This window comes from Streptomyces sp. NPDC002004, assembly GCF_053593975.1.
In genome coordinates this window covers 18,159-39,509 of sequence record NZ_JBSFDP010000010.1, presented here as the reverse complement: position 1 = coordinate 39,509, position 21,351 = coordinate 18,159, and the positions used below count along the sequence as shown (strand labels likewise).

The 21,351-nt window shown below is 71.8% G+C and carries 18 protein-coding genes; 7 read left to right on the top strand and 11 right to left on the bottom strand.

The window, feature by feature from the left end; genetic code table 11:
- Positions 1 to 31 precede the first annotated feature (31 nt).
- Entirely contained in the window at positions 32 to 3,178 is a 3,147-nt protein-coding gene (locus ACWCP6_RS17465) for an NACHT domain-containing protein (RefSeq protein WP_450933325.1), read from the bottom strand.
- 585 nt (positions 3,179 to 3,763) lie between these two features.
- On the opposite strand from ACWCP6_RS17465, the gene ACWCP6_RS17460 reads away from it, so the two are divergent.
- Positions 3,764 to 4,453: a M23 family metallopeptidase gene (locus ACWCP6_RS17460; protein WP_450933324.1), complete on the top strand. Its 690-nt coding sequence runs from the start codon at positions 3,764 to 3,766 to the stop codon at positions 4,451 to 4,453.
- A 45-nt stretch (positions 4,454 to 4,498) separates the two neighbouring features.
- On the opposite strand, the gene ACWCP6_RS17455 is transcribed toward ACWCP6_RS17460, so the two are convergent.
- Entirely contained in the window at positions 4,499 to 5,074 is a 576-nt protein-coding gene (locus ACWCP6_RS17455; RefSeq protein WP_450933323.1) for a TetR/AcrR family transcriptional regulator, read from the bottom strand.
- Positions 5,075 to 5,326: 252 nt separating this feature from the next.
- On the opposite strand from ACWCP6_RS17455, the gene ACWCP6_RS17450 reads away from it, so the two are divergent.
- The 3 genes from ACWCP6_RS17450 (at position 5,327) to ACWCP6_RS17440 (ending at position 7,985) form a co-directional block, all read left to right on the top strand.
- The gene (locus ACWCP6_RS17450; protein WP_450933322.1) at positions 5,327 to 6,928 is read left to right on the top strand and encodes an MDR family MFS transporter; all 1,602 of its coding nucleotides are present in this window, start codon (positions 5,327 to 5,329) and stop codon (positions 6,926 to 6,928) included.
- Between the two features lie 96 nt (positions 6,929 to 7,024).
- Positions 7,025 to 7,483: a helix-turn-helix transcriptional regulator gene (locus ACWCP6_RS17445; RefSeq protein ID WP_450933321.1), complete on the top strand. Its 459-nt coding sequence runs from the start codon at positions 7,025 to 7,027 to the stop codon at positions 7,481 to 7,483.
- A 58-nt stretch (positions 7,484 to 7,541) separates the two neighbouring features.
- Positions 7,542 to 7,985 carry a VOC family protein gene (locus ACWCP6_RS17440; protein WP_450933320.1) on the top strand — a complete coding sequence of 148 codons (444 nt, stop codon included), beginning with the start codon at positions 7,542 to 7,544 and terminating at the stop codon, positions 7,983 to 7,985.
- A 22-nt stretch (positions 7,986 to 8,007) separates the two neighbouring features.
- Here ACWCP6_RS17440 and cseC read toward each other — a convergent pair whose 3' ends face one another.
- From cseC to ACWCP6_RS17410, 6 genes are all read right to left on the bottom strand, one after another.
- Positions 8,008 to 9,336 (bottom strand): two-component system sensor histidine kinase CseC, encoded by a 1,329-nt coding sequence (cseC, locus tag ACWCP6_RS17435; protein ID WP_450933319.1) that lies wholly within the window; start codon positions 9,334 to 9,336, stop codon positions 8,008 to 8,010.
- A 7-nt stretch (positions 9,337 to 9,343) separates the two neighbouring features.
- The gene (cseB, locus tag ACWCP6_RS17430; RefSeq protein WP_450933318.1) at positions 9,344 to 10,060 is read right to left on the bottom strand and encodes a two-component system response regulator CseB; all 717 of its coding nucleotides are present in this window, start codon (positions 10,058 to 10,060) and stop codon (positions 9,344 to 9,346) included.
- A gap of 131 nt (positions 10,061 to 10,191) precedes the next feature.
- Entirely contained in the window at positions 10,192 to 10,863 is a 672-nt protein-coding gene (locus ACWCP6_RS17425; RefSeq protein ID WP_450933317.1) for a hypothetical protein, read from the bottom strand.
- Positions 10,851 to 11,390, bottom strand: coding sequence for a SigE family RNA polymerase sigma factor (locus ACWCP6_RS17420; RefSeq protein ID WP_450933316.1), 540 nt, complete (start codon positions 11,388 to 11,390; stop codon positions 10,851 to 10,853). Before ACWCP6_RS17420 ends, ACWCP6_RS17425 begins: the two co-directional genes overlap by 13 nt.
- 203 nt (positions 11,391 to 11,593) lie before the next feature.
- Positions 11,594 to 12,526, bottom strand: a complete 933-nt coding sequence (locus tag ACWCP6_RS17415) for an A/G-specific adenine glycosylase (protein ID WP_450933315.1) — start codon at positions 12,524 to 12,526, stop codon at positions 11,594 to 11,596.
- Between the two features lie 339 nt (positions 12,527 to 12,865).
- Positions 12,866 to 13,516 carry a phosphatase PAP2 family protein gene (locus ACWCP6_RS17410; RefSeq protein ID WP_450933314.1) on the bottom strand — a complete coding sequence of 217 codons (651 nt, stop codon included), beginning with the start codon at positions 13,514 to 13,516 and terminating at the stop codon, positions 12,866 to 12,868.
- 169 nt (positions 13,517 to 13,685) lie between these two features.
- On the opposite strand from ACWCP6_RS17410, the gene ACWCP6_RS17405 reads away from it, so the two are divergent.
- On the top strand, positions 13,686 to 14,489 hold the full coding sequence (locus ACWCP6_RS17405; RefSeq protein ID WP_450933313.1) for a hypothetical protein: 804 nt from the start codon (positions 13,686 to 13,688) through the stop codon (positions 14,487 to 14,489).
- 105 nt (positions 14,490 to 14,594) lie between these two features.
- Positions 14,595 to 15,263: a hypothetical protein gene (locus ACWCP6_RS17400; RefSeq protein ID WP_450933312.1), complete on the top strand. Its 669-nt coding sequence runs from the start codon at positions 14,595 to 14,597 to the stop codon at positions 15,261 to 15,263.
- A 52-nt stretch (positions 15,264 to 15,315) separates the two neighbouring features.
- Here ACWCP6_RS17400 and disA read toward each other — a convergent pair whose 3' ends face one another.
- Positions 15,316 to 16,440 carry a DNA integrity scanning diadenylate cyclase DisA gene (gene disA / locus ACWCP6_RS17395; protein ID WP_450933311.1) on the bottom strand — a complete coding sequence of 375 codons (1,125 nt, stop codon included), beginning with the start codon at positions 16,438 to 16,440 and terminating at the stop codon, positions 15,316 to 15,318.
- Between the two features lie 70 nt (positions 16,441 to 16,510).
- Complete coding sequence (gene radA, locus ACWCP6_RS17390; RefSeq protein WP_450933310.1) at positions 16,511 to 17,920, bottom strand: DNA repair protein RadA; 1,410 nt, start codon at positions 17,918 to 17,920, stop codon at positions 16,511 to 16,513.
- A 273-nt stretch (positions 17,921 to 18,193) separates the two neighbouring features.
- On the opposite strand from radA, the gene ACWCP6_RS17385 reads away from it, so the two are divergent.
- Positions 18,194 to 19,939 carry a BACON domain-containing protein gene (locus ACWCP6_RS17385; RefSeq protein ID WP_450933309.1) on the top strand — a complete coding sequence of 582 codons (1,746 nt, stop codon included), beginning with the start codon at positions 18,194 to 18,196 and terminating at the stop codon, positions 19,937 to 19,939.
- A 295-nt stretch (positions 19,940 to 20,234) separates the two neighbouring features.
- Here ACWCP6_RS17385 and ACWCP6_RS17380 read toward each other — a convergent pair whose 3' ends face one another.
- Positions 20,235 to 21,113, bottom strand: coding sequence for a hypothetical protein (locus ACWCP6_RS17380; protein WP_450933499.1), 879 nt, complete (start codon positions 21,111 to 21,113; stop codon positions 20,235 to 20,237).
- Positions 21,114 to 21,351: the final 238 nt, after the last annotated feature.

Sequence of the window (21,351 nt, the reverse complement as noted above, 5' to 3'; positions counted from 1 at the left end):
GGGCAGCCCCTTTCCGCGTCCCTTCCCGCCCTCAGAGAAGCCCGGTCATCGGTGTGGGAACGGTGACGCGCGCCCCCGGGAAGAGGCCGTCGTAGCGGTTCGCGTCGAGGGCGCGCTCTCCGCTGACGTACAGATGGACCTCACGCAGGGAGGGCAGGAAGCGCCGCAGCGGAGCGAGATCCTCTCCGCCGTGAATTCCCTCCACATACAGGGTCTCGATTCCGGGGAGTACGGGCGCCTGTTCCGTTGCGGGCAGGACGTCGCGGTGCAGATGCAGGGTGTGGAGCTGGGGCAGGTCGGCCACCTCGGCCCAGTCCCGCGTGGTGAGGGGGGCCGACTCCTCGCCGAGGACCAGGCCCTCCAGCGTCGTCCAGCGGCTCAGTCCGCGCAGGCCGGCCGACGCAAGGGCGTCGTTGCGGAGCACGAGCCAGCTGAGCGGAGCCGTGGCCGGCAGCGCGTCCAGCCGTACACCGGGGAGGTGTTGGCCGATGCTGAGGCGCGTGAGCGTTGTCAACCGGTCCAGGCCGGCGACGCCAGTGAGCCGGGAGAGAGCCAGTTCATTGAGCTCCAGCTCCGCGAGCGGGGCAAGGTCGGTCACCCGTGGGCAGTCGTGCAGCGTTACATGGTGCAGGGATGTGAACCGGGCGAGGGGACGCAGCGACTCCAGGCGTTCGTTCTCCCACAGGGTCAGTCCGTGCAGGCCGGACGGCAGATGGGCGAGCAGGTCCTCCATCGTGTGCTGACCATGGACATTGAGACGGCGCGGCCGCCCGAGACGGGGCAGGGCACGAAGCTGCTCGGGCTGCTTCACCGAGAGCCAGATGTCATCGGTCCTGAGGTGTCCGAGGACCTCGTCGATGTACTGCACGGCGTCGAATCGCTGCCAGGCGAGCGCCAGTTGCACGCGCACCGACGAATCGGGATGGGCCCGGTACCGCGCGAGAACCGGCAGTGCGGCCTCCGTGCCGACGAGTGCGGCCGTGCCGGTCACCAGGCGGGCCTCCTCCGCCGACAACCCCTCGGGTCCCGGCAGCAGTTCGAGCACCAGAGGGCCCACCTCCGCTAGTGAGCGGGCCTCTTCCGTCGTCCTGGGCGGGATCAGCGCGGAGGCGCGTTCCTCGACCACGGCCCGTACGCCGGGGTCCAGCTCGGTCGCATGTTCGAGGCAGGCCACTGCGAGCAGATGCGCCCGCGCACGGGCGCGGCCGTCGGTGGCCGCGTCGCCCGCCGCCACCAGGAGCCGGAGCAGCTCCGCCCGCTCCCGCGGCCGTCCCTGGGCCACCGCCATACGGATGACGTCGGCCCACTGGTCGTCGGTGGCGTGCTCGGCGAGGAGGCCGAAGTCGCCGGATTCCACGGCGGCCCGGCCGCCGAGGTAGTCCTGGAAGGTGCGGTGGACGAAGTCCACCGTTCCCGGTGCCGGTTCGCGGAGCAGACCGGTGCGGTCCAGGAAGTGCTTGAGGACGACCGGGGCGTCGCCCAGCGCGGCCGCGGCCGGGACGGCGGGCAGGACCTCGGCGACGGTCCGCTCCGCGCGGGTACGGTCCATCTCCGTGCGCCCGTTGCGTATCAGCCAGTACGCGAGCCGTTGCAGCAGCTGCAGTTGGGGCTCCTCGCCCAGCCGGGGACCCGCCATGTCGCGCTCCCGGTCCCGGCGCATCAGCAGCATGGAGAGCGCGGACTCGTAGAGCTCCTTGCGGCCGTGCGGGAGATAGCCGCGGCGGTCCCGGTGCAGCGCGCAGACCAGACCGCACATCAGCGGGTTGGTGGCGAGCCGCCCGAGATCGGGCTTGGCACGGACGGCGTCCAGGAGCTGACTCTCGTACGAGACCAGCAGGGCGTCCTCGTCGTCGCTGCCGGTGCGTGCCGCCGTGTGCCAGCGCCGGATGAAGGCCGCGACGTCGGACGGGCTCATGGCGGTGAGGGTGAGCTCGGTGAATCCCTCGCCGGCGAGCCACTCCTCCCGTACCGCGGAGGGGCGCGAGGTGACCAGCCAGCGGTTCCCGGGGTAGGCGTCGATCAGGTCGCCCAGCCAGGCCCGGGCGCGGGTGCGTTCGGTCTCCGGCACCTCGTCGATGCCGTCGACGAGCAGCAGCCCGCGGCCCGCGTCGAGGACCCGCGCCTCCCAGCCTTCGGGCTGGGTTCCGGCGAGCGGCGAGCCGACGGCGGAGAGGAAGGCGGCGGGGGCGGGCAGGCGCTCGCCGTGCCGGGTGAGGGTGCGCAGCGGCAGCACGAACGGGACGCGGTCGCGCAGATAGGCCATGCGGTCGCCCGGATCCCCGCCCGCCGCGGAGACCGCGAGCCACTGGACGAGCGTGGTCTTGCCGGAGCCCGCGACCCCGCGCAGCAGAACCCGCTCGTGCTCGGCCAGGGCCCGGTCGGCGGGGGAGGGGCTCGCCGCTCCGGCCAGCGGGTCCCGCAGGCCGTGCTCACCGGTCTCCTGCTCGTACAGCGCGCGCTGCGGTGCGGTCGCCTCCAGGCTCAGATAGGCGGCGTCGAGCGGCCACTTCCCCGGGGAGTTCGTGAGGTCGATGCCGTAGATCGTCAGCTTGCCGTGCTTGGCGGCGATGTGCGCCCGGTACGTCCGCTCGAACGCCGCGTCGCGGGCGTCGGGACGCGGCGCGCGCATGATCAGTTGGTCGAGCTTCGCGATGATCTCTGCCTGGGCGCGGCTCTGCTCCACGAGGGTCCGCGGCACGAAGGCGGAGCGCTGGGTGAAGAAGTGCAGGATGTGCAGACAGGCCCACTCGGTCGCCGAGTCCAGGAAGATCGAGGCGTCCGCGGACAGACCTGAGGCGGGCGCGTGGGCGCCGGAGCGGGCGAGCAGCGTGCGGGCGAGCTCCCGGTGGCCCAGGTGGACCGCCTGGACGTCGTCCATGTCGAGGTCGCCGAGGGCCAGCAGGGCCCGGGCCAGGGCGTCGGCGACGGCCGTGTCCTCGTCCGGCGGGAAGGGACGTTCGCCGGGTGAGCCGACGGCCTGGGCCACCAGGGTGGCGGCGAGCCTGCGCACGTCCCGGTCGGTGAGCGTGCGCTGCTCGCCCCGGAAGGAGACCAGCCGGGACAGCCGGACCGGCCGGTCCACCAGGCCCGCTCCGGGGCCGTCCCGTACCAGGAGTTTCTTGATCAGCGGTGTGACCAGGCTCGACGCCAGACGCGTGCCGAGAACCGCGGGATCCATCCGGCTGTCCCCCCTCGGAAGGCCGTAGGCCGGCTGCCCCTGCCGGCGTCACGAGCCTAGTGCGGGCGGGTGCGCGGCGGGGCCCGATCCGGGCCGGTGCGGAGGCTCGACAGTCCCCGGACGCGGTGTCCCAACACCCGCGCGAGTGGGGCCCGGAGGGCGTTGCGGGAGTAGCCCAGGTCACATCCTGCGCCCCTTCGATCTTGGCCCCCGGTGACATGACGCACAGGCGGTACATCGGGTACTAGGCGCGATAGTGGGTTTGCCCCGGGGCCTGGACGGGACTTCCGGCCCGGAACGGGCAGGGGCTGCCCGGCGTCCGGGCCCGTGCTCCACGGGGTGCGCGGTGGACCCCCTGCTCCTGCATGGCGAAGTGCCGCTAAACCTCCCCATAACCACTGAAACGGGCACTTCGGACGACTATGCGTCCGGACGTCAAGAGCGTGAGTCACACGTCTCCGACATACGGCCTCGCGTAGTAGATGGGGCATTTGGGCGATTCGCGCCGATCGGGTTACCAAAGTGTGGTCCCGCCCGGCTTGTACGGCATGTACGCCGGGTCCGTTCATGCCCGGAGGATTCCGAATGTCGAAGCGCGCCACGTCCTACCTGCCCGGCTCGTCCCTGCTCCGTACCCGTGCGACCGTCGTCGCCGTCGGCCTGGGAGCGTCGGCCGTGTTCGGGGCCGGGGTCGCGGCCGCCGCCGAGAAGCCCGCGATGACGCACGCGGGTGCCCCCTCGGTCGCCGCATCGGTGCAGGCGCAGGCCGCCGCCCAGACGAAGGCCGCGCAGAAGGCCGAGGTCGCCTCCGTGGTCAAGAAGGCCGCGGCGCAGAAGACCGGCGCCGCGAAGACCGCCGGCTGGGTCAAGCCGGTCGGCAAGTACACGCTCTCGGCCTGCTTCAACCAGGCGGGCGGCATGTGGTCCCACCGTCACTCCGGCCAGGACTTCGCCGTGCCGGTCGGCACCTCGGTGGCCGCCGCGCACGACGGTGTCGTCGTCAAGGCGGGCCCCAACGGCGGCGGTGACGGCCCGGCCTACGGCAACGCCATCGTGATCCAGCACGGCAACGGCACCTACTCGCAGTACGCGCACCTGTCGCGGATCGACGTCCGCATAGGCCAGGCGGTGAAGGCCGGCCAGCACATCGCGCTCTCCGGCAACACCGGCAACTCCAGCGGCCCGCACCTGCACTTCGAGATCCGCAAGACCCCGAACTACGGCTCGGCGGTCAACCCGGTCGCGTTCCTGCGCTCCGTCGGCATCGTCGTCTGACCGGGTCCTGACCGACCCGCTCCGATCCCCCCCACGGGGTCCGGCTCAGGCGCCGGTGTGCGCCTGGGTCACCAGATCGATGGCGACCTCGAGGACGGCCTTCCGCTTGTCCTCGGGGTCGCCTTCGACGTCCTTGAGGACGAACATCCCGGCGTGCATGGTGAACAGGGCGCTGACGCAGCGCACTTGGTCGGTCAGCGGTGCGTCGGGCTTCTTGATGATGTCGAGCATCGTGAGCATGCGGTCCTTGAACATCTCACCGATGCTCAACTCGCGGACCGTGGCCTGGTTCTCCTGCATGAAGCGGAAGAGCGGGGCCGCGTCGGTGAGCGCGCCGCTGTAGCGGCGCAGCACCTCCTGCTTGGTCTCCAGCGTCCGTGGCTGCTCCTTGCCCCACTCGATCAGCTCGTCCATGGGCCGCGTCAGGTCCTCGAAGAGGCTGATCAGGATGTCTTCCTTGGTCTTGAAGTGGTAGTACAGCGCCGCCTTCGTGACCTCGAGATGCTCGGCGATCTCCCGCAGTGACGTCTTCTCGTATCCCTGCTCGGAGAAGAGTTCGAGCGCCACGTCCTGGATGCGCTGGCGCGTGTTCCCGCGCCGCTGCTGCCTGCTGCTGTCCATCGTGGTGCTCCTCGCGCTCCTCGACTCGCTCGAAACCCGCCCGGCCGACGGCCGTTCGGTCCGGTTCGGTGCCAGTGCTGCACCGGTCCGGTCCGGCAATTCTCGGGCCTCTCGCCCTCCTGCCGGGTACCTGCCCCGCCGGGACCTCCTCGACCCCCAGAAACTTACTTGACGACCGGCAAGTTATGAAGCTACCTTCCCCACTGTAAAGAAACTAGCCGGGCGGCAAGTAAGTACCTGAAAGTGGGGGCCATGACGGACACCGCAGCCGTGGACAGCGGCGCAGAGGAGAAAACCGGGGCACGGCCGCGCAGCGTCCGCGTCGTCCTGCTGGCCCTCATGATCGCGATGCTCCTCGCGATGCTCGACAACATGATCGTGGGCACCGCGATGCCGACCATCGTGGGTGACCTGGGCGGACTGGAGCACCTCTCGTGGGTGGTCACCGCCTACACACTGGCGACCGCGGCCTCCACGCCCATCTGGGGCAAGCTCGGCGACATGTACGGGCGCAAGGGCGCCTTCCTGACCTCGATCGTGATCTTCCTGATCGGCTCCGCCCTCAGCGGAATGGCCCAGGACATGAACCAGCTCATCGGCTTCCGGGCGATCCAGGGTCTGGGCGCCGGCGGTCTGATGGTCGGCGTCATGGCCATCATCGGCGATCTGATTCCGCCCCGTGAGCGGGGCAAGTACCAGGGCATGATGGCCGGCGTGATGGCCCTCGCCATGATCGGCGGACCGCTGGTCGGCGGCTCCATCACCGACCACCTCGGCTGGCGCTGGTCCTTCTACATCAACCTGCCGCTCGGCGCCGTCGCGCTGATCATGGTCACCGCGGTGCTGCACCTGCCCAAGAAGCGGGCAGAGGGCCGTATCGACTACCTGGGCGCCGCCCTGCTGACCGTCGGCATCACGTCGATCGTCCTGGTCACCACCTGGGGCGGTACCGAGTACGCCTGGGACTCGGCCCGGATCATGGAGCTGATCGGCCTCGGAGTCGCCGCGCTCGTCGGCTTCCTCTTCGTCCAGACGAAGGCCGCCGAGCCGATCATGCCGCTGCACATCTTCCGCAGCCGCAACTTCAGCCTCATGTCGCTGATCGGCTTCTTCACCGGCTTCGTGATGTTCGGCGCGGTTCTCTTCCTCCCGCTGTACCAGCAGTCCGTGCAGGGCGCGTCCGCGACCAACTCCGGTCTGCTCCTGCTGCCGATGCTGCTGTCGATGATGGTCGTCTCGCTGATCGCGGGCCGCGTCACCACCAGCAGCGGCAAGTACAAGGTCTTCCCCATCGTGGGCGGCGTCCTGATGGTCGGCGGGCTCTACCTGCTCTCGCTGATGGACACCGAGACCACCCGCGTCACCTCCGGTCTGTACATGGCGGTGCTCGGCGCCGGCATGGGCTGCCTGATGCAGATCACGATGCTCGTCGCGCAGAACAGCGTCGAGATGAAGGACATGGGCGTCGCCTCGTCCTCCACCACCCTGTTCCGGACGCTGGGTTCCTCCTTCGGCGTCGCGATCATGGGCGCTCTCTTCAACCACCGTGTCCAGGACGAGATGACCAAGCTGGCCGGCGGCCTGGGCGGCAGCATCACGCAGAAGTCCGCCCAGCTCGACGCCGCGAGCCTGGCCAAGCTGCCTGCTCCGGTGCGCGACGCCTACCAGCACGCGGTGTCCGCCGGTACGCACTCGGCGTTCCTGCTCGGCTCGGCCGTCGGTCTGGTCGTGCTGGTGGCGGCGTTCTTCGTCAAGGAGGTTCCGCTGCGGGGCGCGGGCCCGCAGAAGAAGACGGCCGGGGGCGCGGACGGGGACGCCGTGCGGGACGAGAAGGCAGTGGCAGAGGCGGTCTGACTCGCCCCTTCCTCCCGGTCCGAAGGCCCTCGGCATGCACCGCCGGGGGCCTTCTCCGTGTGCGCACCGGGAGCGTTGTCGGTGGCGGGTGCGACCATGCGGAGCGTGGACAAGCTGCGGCTGCTGCGTCTGGCCAAGGACGCCATGGACCGCGACTGGGCCGAGCCGGACCTCGACCTGGACGCGGTGGCCGCGCATGCCGGTTACTCCCGCTACCACTTCGTACGGGCCTTCAAGGCGGCGTACGGCGAGACACCCGGCCAGTACCTCTCGCGCCGCCGCATCGAGCGGGCCGAGGACATGCTGCGGACGGCGAACCTGTCGGTCACGGAGATATGCCACCTGGTGGGGTTCAGCAGCCTCGGCACGTTCTCGGCGCGGTTCAAGGCCCTGACCGGTCTCACCCCGAGCGAGTACCGCTCCCAGCACGTGGGGCGCGGGGCCGCGCTCATCCCCGGGTGCTACGCGATGCTGTGGGCCGGCGGCTTCAAACCGGGCCCCGGGCCCCCGCGGGGCGGCGCGTCCGAGGACGGCAATTCTGAAGAAGCGGGCTGACCCGGCCGCTGCCTACCGTGGCAGGGCACGCACGACAACAGCCCACCGGGAGCACGCAATGATCAAGGGACTCGCCATTTCCACCGTCTGGGTCCTCGACCAGGACCGGGCCAAGGAGTTCTACACCGAGAAGCTCGGGCTCGAGGTCCGTACGGACATGACGATGGGCGACGGCGGCATGCGCTGGATCACGGTCGGTGCGCCGGACCAGCCGGACGTCGAGCTCACCTTGATGGTGCCGGGCCCGCCCGTCATGGACCCGGAGTCGGCGGAGGCCATGAGGAAGCTGGTCTCCAAGGGCGTACTGGGCGCCGGGGTCCTGGCGACGGACGACATCCACGCGGACTACGCCAAGCTCAAGGAGCGGGGCGTGGAGTTCCTGATGGAGCCCCAGGAGCGTCCGTACGGCACGGAGGCGATCCTCCGGGACGACTCCGGGAACTGGTTCTCCTTCACCCAGCGCCGCGAGGGCGGCCTGGACCTGGACAAGGACTGGGCCTGACGGCCACGGTCCCGGTCCGGGCTCAGTCCTCGGAGAACCTCAGCATCGGAAAGCTCCCCGTGTTCGTGGGCGCGTGCTCCGGCAGCCACAGCACCGCGACCGCGCCCTCGGCCGGGGCGTCCGTGGGCGCGCCGGGGGCACGGACGTTGCGGAAGGTCAGCCGGGCGCCGAGGACCCGCGCCTGACCGGCCGCGATCGTCAGACCGAGCCCGTGTCCGTGTCCGGCCCGGTCGCTGCTGCCGGTGCGGAAGCGGCTCGGCCCCTCGCGCAGCAGTTCCTCGGGAAAGCCGGGACCGTGGTCGCGTACCCGGACCACCCGGCCCTCGACGCTGATCTCGACGGGCGTCCTGCCGTGCTTGGCGGCGTTGGCGAGAAGGTTGCCGATGATGCGTTCCAGCCGGCGCGGATCGGTGGTGACCTCCGACTCGTGCACCACGCGCACCTGGACGTCCGAGTTCAGCAGGGCGACGCGGCGCGTGACGAACTCGCCCAGCAGGAGGTCCTGGAGCTCTGCCCGCTCGGCGGCGCTGTCCAGGCGCGCGACCTCCAGGACGTCCTCGACGAGCGTGCGCATCGCCTGCGCCCTGTCCCGCACCAGCTCCGTCGGCCGGCCCGGGGGCAGCAGTTCGGCGGCCGTGAGCAGCCCGGTCACCGGGGTGCGCAGCTCGTGCGCGATGTCGGCGGTGACCCGGCGCTCGGCCTCCAGCCGCTGCTTGAGGGCGTCCGCCATGGCGTCCACGGCCCGGGCGAGATCGTCGGTCTCGTCGCGTACGACCCCGCCGATGGCCTCCCGGACGCGGACGTCCGTTTGCCCCTGCGCGACCTCGCCCGCCGCCGTTGCGGCCTTGCGCAGCCGCCGCGAGAGCTGCCCGCCGATGAGCACGCCGAGCGCACAGCCGCCGAAGACCACGGAGATGGAGCCGATGATCAGCGCCTGGTCGAGGTCCTTCATCACGGTGGCGCTGCGGTCGGTGAAGCGGGTGTGGATCGACAGCACATGGCCGTCCTTGAGCGGCACCGCCGCCCAGATGTCCGGTACCCCGGCCGCCGACTCCGCGACATAGGTGGCCCGGCGCCCGTCCGCCGCCTTCTGCCGCAGTACGTGCGGTGTGTCCGGCGCGTCGACCTTCGTGCCGTACAGGAGCCGCCCGGTGGCGTCGTAGATGCGCTGGGCGAACTGGATGCGCTCGTCCTGCACGTCGCGCGCGTTGTCGAGCATCGACACCCGGGCGGCGTTGTGCACCACCAGGCTCAGGGCCAGTGCCACCAGGGCGCCGACCAGCGCGATCGCGGCACTGAGCTTCCACCTGAGTCCGGTGCGTATCCGCACGTCCCGCGTAAGCCCCCTCATACCCGGATCAGGCCTTCAACTTGTAGCCGAACCCGCGGACCGTTTCGATCCGGTCCTGGCCGATCTTCGTGCGCAGCCGCTGCACATGGACGTCGACGACACGGGTGTCACCGCCCCACCCGTAGTCCCAGACCCGCTCGAGGAGTTTGTCGCGGGACAGGACCGTGCCGGGCGCGGCCGAGAACTCCAGCAGCAGCCGCATCTCGGTGGGCGTCAGCGCGACGGGCGCACCCGCACGCCGTACCTCCATGCCCTCGGTGTCGATCTCCAGGTCGCCGAAGTGCAGCACGCCACCGGTCGCTGCCGCGTTGTCGTCGTGCGCGGAGCCGTTGCCGTTCGCCGGGCCGCTCGCATGGCCGAAGCGGCGCAGCACCGCGCGGATGCGGGCGACCAGCACGGCACCGTCGAAGGGCTTGGTGACGTAGTCGTCGGCGCCCGCCTCCAGGCCCAGGACCACGTCGATCGAGTCGGCGCGTGCCGACAGCATGATCACCGGGACCGTGGACTCGTCGCGGATGCGCCGGCACAGGCTGACGCCGTCGAGGCCCGGCACCATCACGTCGAGCAGGGCGATGTCGGGGCGGTCCGCCCGGAACGCCTCCAGGCCCGACAGGCCGTCGGGCATGGCGGTGACCGCGAAACCGTCCCGCTCCAGGGCGAGCTGGGTGGCCTCGCGGATGACGTCGTCGTCCTCGACGAACAGGACGTGGGTCTGCTCTGCCATCGAATCCGCTGCTCTCAGTCTCTGTTCTCCGCCGTGGCGGGGGTCTTGTGTCCCGCCGGAAGCGGGGTGCCGTCGGTTCACCGGATCTTCTCCACCGGCTCGGTGCCTCATCTGCCCGGTACCGGGCCGTGTCAGTTCTCCGCCGGTGCGGGCGAGGATCCGCCGACCGACTTGCTGTAGTCGTTGTGCATACGGTCGTGCACGGTGAATCTGCTCGACGACCAGCGATATGTGATCACGTCCTCACCGGACGGATACGCGACCGAGTCGCCCTTCTCGTACACCTGCTTGGTGACCACCAGGTCACCGCGGTCTATCTCGGCGTACACCGGGGGCTCTTCGGCCAGGAAGACATTCTGATACTTCCTGCCTTCCAGGCGGTACACGTACGAGCCTATGCCGACGGCGTCCCCGCAGGTCATGACGTTCACGACGACGTCCGTCGTCGATCCGCCGGTCAGCTTGCCGTAGCTCACGTCGACCGGGTACTCGTCGCCGACGCACGGCTTGAGGTCGCGCTTGACCTCGGCGCTCACCTTCGGGTCGTCCTTGACGAGCCGCACCGCGTTCACCCGCTTCACGGCGAAGGTCGTCTCGGGGGAGGGGCTGGCCTGGCCGACCGGGTCCGTGTGGGCGGGTCCTTCGTCCCGCGCACCGGTGCCGCCCGTGGAGCAGGCGGCGAGGAAAAGGCCGAGGGCGGCGAGCGCGGCCGCCGCCGCACCCCCCGCCTTCAGGGCTCTTCCGGTCCTCCCCCACTCCCGACTGCGTTCGAGAGGGGGGATCCCCGTGCCTAGGCCGCGCAACGCTCCCGCTCCTCACGTTCGAGCGCGCGTGCGTCCAGGTCGCGGCTCTCCAGCTCCTGGCGGAGCCGGGCGAGCGCCCGGTGCAGCGTGCTCTTGACCGTTCCGGCCGACATACCGAGGGCGGCGGCCGTCTCCTCCGTGGACATCTGCTCCCAGTGTCGCAGCACCACGACCGAGCGTTGCTTCGGTGCCAGCACCTTCATGATGTCCATCAGCAGGGCGCGGTCGGCGTGCTGCTCGGTGGAGTCGTCGACCGGAGCCTCGGGCAGCTGCTCGGTGGGAACCTCCTCGAGCTTGCGGGCCCGCCACCACTCGGTCCGCGTGTTGATCATGACGCGGCGGAGGTAGGCGTCCGCGAGGCGCTTGTCCGCTATCCCCTCCCAGCGGCCGTACGTCCGTACGAGCGCGGTCTGGAGAAGGTCCTGTGCGTCCACGGGGTCGGGGACCAGGCGCCTGGCGCTGCGCAGCAGCGCGTCCTGTCGTGTGCGGACGTACTCCTCGAATTCGAGCACCTCGCCGTGCGCCATGCCAACCGCCTCCGTTCCGACCCGTGTAGCCGTGCCTCGCCCCCCGTTCGTGGGGCACGGCGAAGAAGTTACGGACGAGTTGTCACGGCGCTGTCCGAAGCAGCCTGCGGAGGACGCACGGCTGTCCGTCGGTTGTGTAACAGACATAAGGCCTGGGTAAGAGGGGTTCTTATGCCGTCTTATGGATCGGGTGGCGGGTGTCCTCAGGCGGGTCCGTGGGGGCGGCTCTGCGGCAGCCGGTAGAGGGAGCCGGGCAGCGGCTCCACCAGACCGTCGGAGACCAGACCGTCGAGGGCGCGGGCGCGCTGCACGGGTTCGTGCCACACGCGGTCGAGCACCGCCTCCGGAACCGGTCCGACCGCCTCCCGCAGCACGGCCAGCAGCTTGCCCCGCACCTGCCGGTCGGTTCCCGCGTAGGTCTGGCCGCGTCGCGCCGGCCCCTCGTGCTCGGGCTTCCCTGCCCCTCGCCACGCACAGCTGCCGGCGATCGGGCACCGCTCGCAACTCTCGTTCTTCGCGGTGCAGATGAGCGCGCCCAGCTCCATGGAGGCCGCGGCCCAGCGGGACGCGGTGCGCTCGTCCTCCGGCAGCAGGGCCCGGGCGAGCCTGCGTTCGGCCGCGGTGGTGGCGTTCGGCGGGTACTGGGTGCCGGTCACGGCGCGGGCGAAGACCCGCCGCACATTGGTGTCGAGGACGGCGTGCCGCTGCCCGTAGGCGAACGACGCGACCGCGGCCGCGGTGTACTCGCCGATGCCGGGCAGGGCGAGCAGCTGGGCATGGTCGGTGGGTACGTCGCCGTCGTGCCGTTCCGTTATGGCGACGGCGGCGCCGTGCAGCCGCAGCGCGCGCCGCGGATACCCGAGCCGTCCCCAGGCGCGGACGGCCTCGCCGGGCGCCTCCTCCGCCAGGTCGGCAGGGCGGGGCCAGCGGGCCATCCACTGCTCGTACACGGGCAGAACGCGGCTGACCGGCGTCTGCTGGAGCATGAACTCGCTGACCATCACACCCCAGGGCCCTGCGTCGTCCCGCCGCCACGGCAGGTCCCGCGCATGCGCGTCGAACCAGTCGATGACGGGGCCGTGCAGGTCGCCGGGGTTGATCGTGGTCGTGGGCTTCGAAGACGTGGGCGCAGTCATGGCAGGGTCGATCCTGCCACGGGGGAGGGCGGGGATCGGAAAAGCGCTGGGCCGTGGGCGTGTGGGGAAAGCGATCATGCGGTGCGCGGACGCTCCGCCGCGGTGTCCCGCGGCCTGCCCCGCACCCTCCGGCGGCCCCGTGAAGGCGCCGGCGCGAGGGCGGGTGACCCTGTGCCTCGTGCCCCCGTGCCCCGGCAAGGCAGAGGCGCCCTTCAGGGAAGGGCGCCCCGGAGAGGCAGCGCCGCCCCGGCACCGTGAGGCGCCCGGCGGGTGAGCACCGCCCCGGCCACCGTGAAGGCGCCCCGTGACGAAGAGGTCCCCGTGTCAGGCGCCGTGCGGTCAGCGCCGGTGTGCCGGTGCGGCCGATGCGTGCGCCCTGTGCGCCCTCGGGCCCGGCCCCGCGAACCAGCGGGCGGGACCCGCGTCGGACGTCCTCAGGGCTTCGGCGACGCGCGTCGCCGGGCGTATCCCGAGCCGTACGGCGACGACGGCCACGACGGTGCCGAGCAGCAGACCCGCGAGCACGTCGTGCGGATAGTGGACGCCGACGAACACACGGGAGAACGCCATCAGCAGCGCCATCGGCACGGTCAGCCACGCGATGCCCGGCCGGACCAGGATCAGCGCGACCGCCGCACCGGCCGCGATGGTCGAGTGGTTGCTCGGGAAGGACCAGTCGCCGTGCGGCGGGCAGGACACCAGCGGTGCGAGCGCCCCGGACACCGCGCGGCACGGGCGCTCCTCGTCGACACCGGACTTGATCAACTCGCTGACCACGTAGGCCACCGCAGTCGCCGGCGGCGCAAGCACCGCCATCGCCAGCGCCCGCGGATCACCGTGTCGCGCCCGCCACCACGCGACGACGAAGAGCACACCGAACAGCAGCAGGCCGGCCTCCGTCCAGGCCTCCGCGGCACGCTGCACCCAGAGCGGGGTGTCGTGCGCGAATCCGGTGATGTCGAGATAGAGCTCGGAGTCCATGTCATCCATGGTCAGGGACGTCGAGGGGTGTTCCGCGCCCGGACCGCTGCGGCGATCGTCACGTATGAGACGTCCGCCACGTATGCGCCACCGGTTCGTGATGATGATCGGCAAAAGAAGATGCACCGAGTGGCGGGTGGGGCCGGACAACGCGCCGATCTCTCGTACAGTTTGGGCCGTGGGATCTCTGCGCAATCCGGTCGGGCCGCTTCCCTCCTCCATCTACTGGCGACGGAGGGCGGTTCTGCTGTCCGTGGTCGCGGTGCTTGCGCTGCTCGGCCTCTGGATCGTCAACTCCGTTGGCGGGAGCGGAAAGACCACGTCGGACGGCAAGGGCGGCAAGAGGCCGGTGACGTCGATCACGCCCGGCCCCTCCGACTCGGGCCCCGCCATCAGTGAACACCCGGGCGGACGTGACGAGTCGGGCTCCGGCGGCGGAGACGGCGCGGGGAACAGCGGGGGTTCGGACGGCTCGGGCGAGACGGACACCGGCGGCGACGGCTCGGACGGCGGTGCCGGGTCCGACGGCGGCGCGAACGGCGGTGGCGGCGCCGACCGGGTCCCGGCCGGTTCCAGCCTGCCCAACTGCGCAGCGCACGCGGTCACATTGGACCTGCACAGTGTGCACAACGCGTACGCGCCCGACGACAAGCCCCACTTCGAGCTGACCGCCAAGAACTCGTCCGGCGCCGACTGCAAGATCGACCTGGGCCCCGGGCGCACGGTGGTGACGATCACGCAGGCGGGCGAGGACAAGGACATCTGGTCCTCCGACGACTGCGTGAAGGGCAGCGGCAGTCTGCTGCTCAAGGTGCCCGCAGACAGCCGCATCACGCAGCCCCTCACCTGGGACCGCAAGCCCAGCGCGCCCCACTGCGCGACCCCGTCCGCGGGATCCGCCGGCGCCGGCACGTATCTGGTGGAAGCCAAGGCGCCTGGGCTGAAGACGGCGCGTACGTCCTTCGTCCTGTCCAAGGACTGAACCGCGCGGGCCCGTTCGGACGGGCGACGGGCCCCGGCTCCCCATGACGACGGGCGCGCGCGGCCGGATTTCGCCGTTCCCTCACGTGTGGTGTAGAAACCTCCGTTGATCGATCATGATCACGTCACGCACTTCTCGTACGGGGGATTCCACATGACATCAACTCGCCGTGTTCTTGGCGCGATTGCGCTCGTCGCCGCGCTGAGCGGTGTCGCGGCCTGCGGGCCGGACGACTCCAACGCCGGTGGAGCTTCCGGCAGCAGCTCCGCACCGTCGGACGCGCCGGCCAAGGCGGGCAAGGCCGGGAAGGGCGGTTCCGGGGGGTCCGGCTCCGACGGCTCGTCGTCCCAGGGCCCGTCCGACGACGTCGACGGCGACGGCAAGGGCGGGGACTGCGGCGCGCCGCCGAAGATGCCCGCAGGGCACACGATGCTGCACCTGGAGCTGATGCGGGACGCGGGCGGCTTCGAGGCCACGGTCGCCGTGCCGCACTGCAGCCCGAACGACTGGATCTACGGCGGCGGCAACAAGAAGGACGCCAAGCACTACGTGCTCCCGACCGCGGTCAAGGCCGAACTGGCCATCAACAGCACCGGCGCCCACAAGAGGGTGACCCACGACCAGCTGGCGATGCACATCGACGGGTGCCTGGCCGACGAACTGGGCGACACCGGACGGGTGAAGGAGCCCTACGGCTGCTACGGCAACATCTACGACGTCACGCTCGACGCCAAGGGCAAGGTGGCCACGATGAAGGAGATCTGGCACCCCTGACGCCCGCGGGACCCGGCCGGGACCGAGGGTTCCGGCCGGGCGCGCCTGCGAGCTACACGTAGCGCTCCAGGATCGAGGACTCGGCGAGTCGCGACAGGCCCTCGCGCACGCTGCGGGCCCGGGCCTCGCCGACGCCGTCCACGGTCTGGAGGTCGTCGACGCTCGCGGCCAGCAGCTTCTGGAGGCCGCCGAAGTGCTCGACGAGACGGTCGATGATCGCGCCGGGCAGCCGGGGCACCTTGGCGAGCAGCCGGAAGCCGCGGGGTGATACGGCCGAGTCCAGCGTCTCGGGAGAGCCCGTGTATCCCAACGCGCGTGCCACGGTGGGAAGTTCCAGCAGCTCGGCATGGGTCAGCGCATCCAGCTTGGCGAGCGCCTCGTCGACCGTGCGGGACTGCTTCGCGGTCGGCTCGGGGACGTAGTCCCGCGCCACCAGCTCCCGCTCCGGCTCCACGCCGGCGATCAGCTCGTCGAGCTGGAGGGCGAGCAGCCGGCCGTCGGTGCCCAGCTCCACCACGTACTCGGCGATCTCCGTCGCGATGCGACGCACCATCTCCAGACGCTGCGCCACGGCCGACACGTCACGGACCGTGACCAGGTCCTCGATCTCCAGCGCGGACAGGGTGCCCGCGACCTCGTCGAGGCGCAGCTTGTACCGCTCCAGCGTGGCGAGGGCCTGGTTCGCGCGGGACAGGATCGCCGCCGAGTCCTCCAGGACGCGGCGCTGGCCGTCGACGTACAGCGCGATCAGCCGCATCGACTGCGACACGGACACGACGGGGAAGCCGACCTGCTTGCTGACGCGGTCCGCGGTGCGGTGCCGGGTGCCGGTCTCCTCGGTGGGGATGGTCGGGTCCGGCACCAGCTGGACGCCGGCCCGCAGGATCTTGGTGATGTCCTTGTCAAGGATCAACGCGCCGTCGAGCTTGCACAGCTCGCGCAGCCGCGTCGCGGTGAACTCGACATCCAGGACGAAACCGCCCGTGCACATCGACTCGACGGTCTTGTCGAAGCCGAGCACGATCAGTCCGCCCGTGTTGCCTCGGAGGATCCGCTCCAGGCCGTCGCGCAGCCCCGTACCAGGCGCGACGGCGCTCAGGGAGGCGCGCATCAGCGCATCGGCAGCGGAGCTCCCGCCGGACTTGCCGGGAGCTGCTCCCCGGTCGCTGGCTGCCACTGCACTCCTCCGGTCGCAGGTTCTGGGGGCGCCCTCGGTTTCGTACGGGCGGGCGAGACCGGGGCAAAGTCTACCGGCGCTCTTCCTCGTCCCGCGGGGCCTCTCGGCGACGCGACCTCGGCAGCACGCGCAGCGCGTCCCCCATGTCGGCGACTTCGGTGACCTTCATACCGGCCGGGACCCTGCCAGGATCGGCCGGTACCAGCGCGTGCGTGAAGCCCAGCCGGTGTGCCTCGGCGAGCCTGCGCTGCACGCCCGTGACCCGTCTGACCTCGCCCGCGAGGCCGACCTCGCCGATCGCGACGAGGTTCTTCGGCAGGGGGGTGTCACTGGCCGCACTGGCCAGGGCGAGCGCGATCGCGAGGTCCGCCGCGGGCTCGGAGAGCTTCACACCGCCGACGGTCGCCGAGTAGATGTCCCGCTTGCCGAGCGCGCTGATCCGCCCGCGCTGCTCCAGCACGGCGAGCATCATCGAGACACGGGAGGTCTCCAGACCCGACGTGGTGCGCCGGGGAGAGGGAATCTGGCTGTCCACGGTCAGCGCCTGCACCTCGGCCACGAGCGGGCGGCGGCCCTCGAGGGTCACGGTCAGACAGGTGCCGGGCACCGGCTCGTCACGGCGCGTGAGGAACAGCCCGGAGGGGTCGGCGAGGCCGGTGATCCCCTCGTCGTGCAGTTCGAAGCAGCCGACCTCGTCCGTCGCGCCGTACCGGTTCTTGACGCCGCGGACCAGGCGCAGGCGGGCATGCCGGTCGCCCTCGAAGTGCAGCACCACGTCCACCAGGTGCTCCAGGAGACGCGGCCCGGCGATCGCGCCGTCCTTGGTGACGTGGCCCACGAGCAGCGTGGCCATGCCGCGCTCCTTGGAGGCCCGGATCAGGGCCCCCGCCACCTCGCGCACCTGTGCCATGCCGCCCGGGGCGCCGTCGATCTCGGGCGAGGCCACGGTCTGCACGGAGTCCAGGACCAGGAGTGACGGCTTCACGGCGTCGAGGTGCCCGAGCACGGCCGAGAGGTCGGTCTCGGCGGCGAGATAGAGATGGTCGTCGATGGCGTCGATACGGTCGGCGCGCAGCCGCACCTGGCTCGCCGACTCCTCACCCGTGACGTACAGGGTGCGGTGGTCCTCGCCCGCCGCCTTCGCGGCCACGTCCAGCAGCAGTGTCGACTTGCCGACGCCCGGCTCGCCCGCGAGCAGCACGACCGCGCCCGGGACCAGCCCGCCGCCGAGCACCCGGTCCAGCTCGGGCACCCCCGTCGTGCGCGCCGTCGCCTGCCGGCCGTCCACCTGGCCGATGGGCACGGCGGAGCTGGTGACGCGGCCCGGCGCCGTCGTACGGACCGCGGGCGCGCCGTACTCCTCCACCGTCCCCCATGCATGGCATTCGGGGCAGCGGCCGAGCCACTTGGCCGTCTGGTAGCCGCACTCGGTGCAGCGGTAGGACGGCCGGTCCTTGGCGGTCTTCGTACGGGCAGCCATGGAGGGAACCGTATCGGGCCCCACCGACAGCGTGGCCCCGCCCGGGCAGGCGGGAGCAGGGCGGAAGGGGACGGGCGGGACGGAAGGGGACGGGTCACCCCGGACACCCCGGCCACGGCCCGGGTGCAGTGGTGCCTCCCGTGCCTCCCCGTGACAGGCCAGGCCACGGAATGGTGGGTTCCTGTCCTCTTTCGAGGGATCTGTTCACCCGTAAGAATTAAAAGTGCTCAAGTCGGCGGAAAGGGCTGCCTCCGCCCGCCTACGGTCGCACGGGTGATGAGCAGCAGGACGGAGATCTCCACGCAGACCACCGGCGCGCGACGGACGCAGCGCGAGGGGCGTCGGCGAGCCGTGCCGCGCGTGACGTCGCAGACCCCGCCCGTGCGGTACGAGCCCTACCTGGACGGCCTGTTCACGTACTGCCTGTCCGTCCTCTGCGACCACGACGCCGCCACCGTTGTGCTCGGTGACGCCCTCGCGCTCGCCGAGCGGCGCCGGTGGCCGGAGGCCGAGGGTGACCGCAGGGCCTGGCTCTACGCCCTCGCCCGCTGGTCCTGCCTGCGCAAGCTGGCCGAGGCCCGGCACACCCGCCAGGGTGCACGGCACGGGGCGCACGCGTCCGGCCGGCGGGCCGTGGCAGAAACGTCTCAGTCGGCGCCGTCGGAGCCGCCCGTCCCCGACGAGTTGCAGCAGCACCGGCGCCGCGAACTCGCCCTGCTCGCCTGGCCGGAGGCCGCCGGCACCACCCCGGAACAGCGCGAAGCCCTCGAACTCGCCGTACGCCACAGGCTCGGCGCCCACGAGGTCGCCGCCGTCCTCTCGCTCGACCTCCCCGCCGCCCGTGAACTCCTCGCCTCCGCCGCCTGCGAGGTCGAACGCACCCGGGCCGCCCTCGCCGTCGTGGAGACCGGCAGCTGCCCGATCGTCGCCCGGCTCACCGGTGACAACCAGGTGCTTCTGGGCACCGCGCTGCGCCGCGAACTCGTCCGGCACGTCGACGACTGCCCCCGCTGTCGCCGCACGGCCGAGCGCGCCGTGCCGGGCGTGTGGCCGGGCACCAGCGCATCGCCGGCCGCGCTGCCCGTGCTCGAGGCCCCGCGCCCGGCGTTGTGCGCCGCGATGGCGCACGCCCCCCGCGCGCGGGGCGGTGCCCCGCGTTTCGACCAGCGCGGCTTCCCGATGGACCCCCGGGACCGTGCCGCGCGCCGCGACCGGCTCCGTGCGCGTGCGGTGACCACGACGGTCGTCGCCACGGTCGTCGCGGCGCCGGTGCTCGCCCTGTGGGCCGCCTACCGGGGCGCCCCGCTCACCGGTGAGGGCCGGGACGGACGCCCCATCACGGCGACCGAGGCCAACGGCGGGCGGGTGCTGGACGGGGAGCGCACGAGGGACGCGTACGAGAACGCCGGGAACGCCCGGACGACCCGCGACCCGCGCTTCACCGGCAGCAGCTCGCCCGACGTCTCCGTCGAGGTCATCAGTGCCGGCGCCGTGCCGTCCCGCTCGGGCACCGGCCCCGGACGGCTCACCGTCGAGGCGCAGCCCAGCGGCGGGGCGACCCTCATCACGCTGACCGCGTCCGGGGGATCACCGGTGCGGTGGCACGCGCACACGGGCGCCGCATGGCTGCGGCTCAGCCGTTCCTCGGGGACGCTCGCTCCGGGCGAGTCGCTCACCCTCCAGGTCCGGGTGGATCACCGCCTCGAGCCGGCGGGCCCCTGGAGCGCACGGATCGCACTGGACCCGTCGGGCGCCGTCATCGCCGTCGACGGCCACGGCAGGTCCCGCCCGCCGGGCCGTCCCGACCCCACGCCGACGCCCACGCACCCGACGTCGCCCGACCCCACACCCACCCCGACCGACCCGAGCCCCTCGGATCCGACGCCGACCCCGACGGACTCCGGGCCGTCGGACCCGCCGCCGTCCCCGACGCCGACGGAGACCGCATCGAGCCCGTCGGGCTCGTCCCCGGACACATCCCCGCCGGGGGACGGCGGGGGTGGTCCCGGGCAGGGGTAGGGAGCGCCGGTGCCGGACGGACGGACCCGCCCTGCGGGACGTCCGGGCGCGGGGCCCGTCGGGTCACCGGGCTCCCGGACGGCGCGGTGTCGGGCGCTGTGGTGCCGGGGCGGGCGGTGGCGAGTGCCTCGGTACCGAGGCGGGCCGCGGCCGGCGCGCGGCCGTGGCGGGTTCGGGTGGTCCGGGACCGGGCGGTCCGGATCCGGGTGGTCCGGATCCGGGTGGTCCGGATGGTGCCCCGCGTGGGGCTGCGCCGGGGCCGGGACCGGTCTCCCGGCCGGCGCCCGGCGCGTGCCTACGCCGGGTCCGGGTCCGCCGGGTGCGGTGCCACCAGGGGGAGCTGCGAGGCCAGCCGCTGCTCGCAGAGCTCGGCCAGCCGGTCGTATCCGGCCTTGCCCATCAGTTCCGTCAGCTCGGGCCGGTACGACACGTACACCGGATCACCCGCGCCGTGCGCGGACGTCGCCGACGTGCACCACCAGTGCAGATCGTGGCCGCCGGGCCCCCAGCCACGGCGGTCGTACTCGCCGATCGACACCTGGAGCACCCGTGTGTCGTCGGGTCGGTCGATCCACTCGTAGGTCCGGCGGATCGGGAGCTGCCAGCACACGTCCGGCTTCGTCTCCAGCGGCTCGCGGCCCTCCCGCAGGGCGAGGATGTGCAGCGAGCACCCGGCCCCGGCAGCGAAACCGGGACGGTTCTGGAAGATGCACGAGCCCTGCCAGCGCCGCGTCTGCCGGTCGCCGTCCTCGTCCTCCTGGACCCAGCCGGTCTCCATGCCCACGTCATGGTGCTGCCAGATCTCCGGCGTGAGCCGCGCCACATGCTCGGCGACCCGCTTCTCGTCGTCCTCGTCGGAGAAGTGCGCGCCCAGCGTGCAGCAGCCGTCGTCCGCGCGGCCCGCCTGAATGCCCTGGCAGCCGCTGCCGAAGATGCAGTTCCAACGAGAGGTCAGCCATGTCAGATCACAGCGGAAGACCTGCTCGTCGTCCGCCGGGTCCGGGAATTCGACCCAGGCGCGAGCGAAGTCCAGGCCCTTCTCGTCGGGAACAGCCGCCCCAGCCTTCTTCTTCGGCTTCGCCGGCTCCGACGACCGCTCCGGAGCCTTCGACTTCGACTTCGACTTCTGCTTCGCAGAGCGCGATGCCCTCGCCGACTCCGCCGCACCCGGCACCGAGTCGGCCTCCGGCGACTGCGGAACCGACTCCGGCGAGCGCTCGCCCTTCGGCTCCTTGGTCGCTCCGGTCCCCTTGGAGCCCTTGGCCCCCTTGGTCCCCTTCAATGCCTTCGACTCCTTCGCCGACGTCGGGGTCTTCCCCTGCATCACTGTCGCCCCGGACGGCACAGCCCCTCCGGCGGATTTGCCGGGCTTCGCCATTTTCGTCTGCGGCACGACTCCAGGGTATGCGTCA

Excerpts from the sequence above, each read along its gene's own strand:
- cseC (WP_450933319.1), bottom strand. The coding sequence starts at position 9,336 with ATGAGGGGGCTTACGCGGGACGTGCGGATACGCACCGGACTCAGGTGG.
- ACWCP6_RS17410 (WP_450933314.1), bottom strand. The coding sequence starts at position 13,516 with ATGGATGACATGGACTCCGAGCTCTATCTCGACATCACCGGATTCGCG.
- ACWCP6_RS17420 (WP_450933316.1), bottom strand. The coding sequence starts at position 11,390 with ATGGCGCACGGCGAGGTGCTCGAATTCGAGGAGTACGTCCGCACACGA.
- ACWCP6_RS17460 (WP_450933324.1), top strand. The coding sequence starts at position 3,764 with ATGTCGAAGCGCGCCACGTCCTACCTGCCCGGCTCGTCCCTGCTCCGT.
- ACWCP6_RS17440 (WP_450933320.1), top strand. The coding sequence starts at position 7,542 with ATGATCAAGGGACTCGCCATTTCCACCGTCTGGGTCCTCGACCAGGAC.
- ACWCP6_RS17445 (WP_450933321.1), top strand. The coding sequence starts at position 7,025 with ATGCGGAGCGTGGACAAGCTGCGGCTGCTGCGTCTGGCCAAGGACGCC.
- ACWCP6_RS17465 (WP_450933325.1), bottom strand. The coding sequence starts at position 3,178 with ATGGATCCCGCGGTTCTCGGCACGCGTCTGGCGTCGAGCCTGGTCACA.
- radA (WP_450933310.1), bottom strand. The coding sequence starts at position 17,920 with ATGGCTGCCCGTACGAAGACCGCCAAGGACCGGCCGTCCTACCGCTGC.
- ACWCP6_RS17450 (WP_450933322.1), top strand. The coding sequence starts at position 5,327 with ATGACGGACACCGCAGCCGTGGACAGCGGCGCAGAGGAGAAAACCGGG.
- cseB (WP_450933318.1), bottom strand. The coding sequence starts at position 10,060 with ATGGCAGAGCAGACCCACGTCCTGTTCGTCGAGGACGACGACGTCATC.
- ACWCP6_RS17455 (WP_450933323.1), bottom strand. The coding sequence starts at position 5,074 with ATGGACAGCAGCAGGCAGCAGCGGCGCGGGAACACGCGCCAGCGCATC.
- ACWCP6_RS17415 (WP_450933315.1), bottom strand. The coding sequence starts at position 12,526 with ATGACTGCGCCCACGTCTTCGAAGCCCACGACCACGATCAACCCCGGC.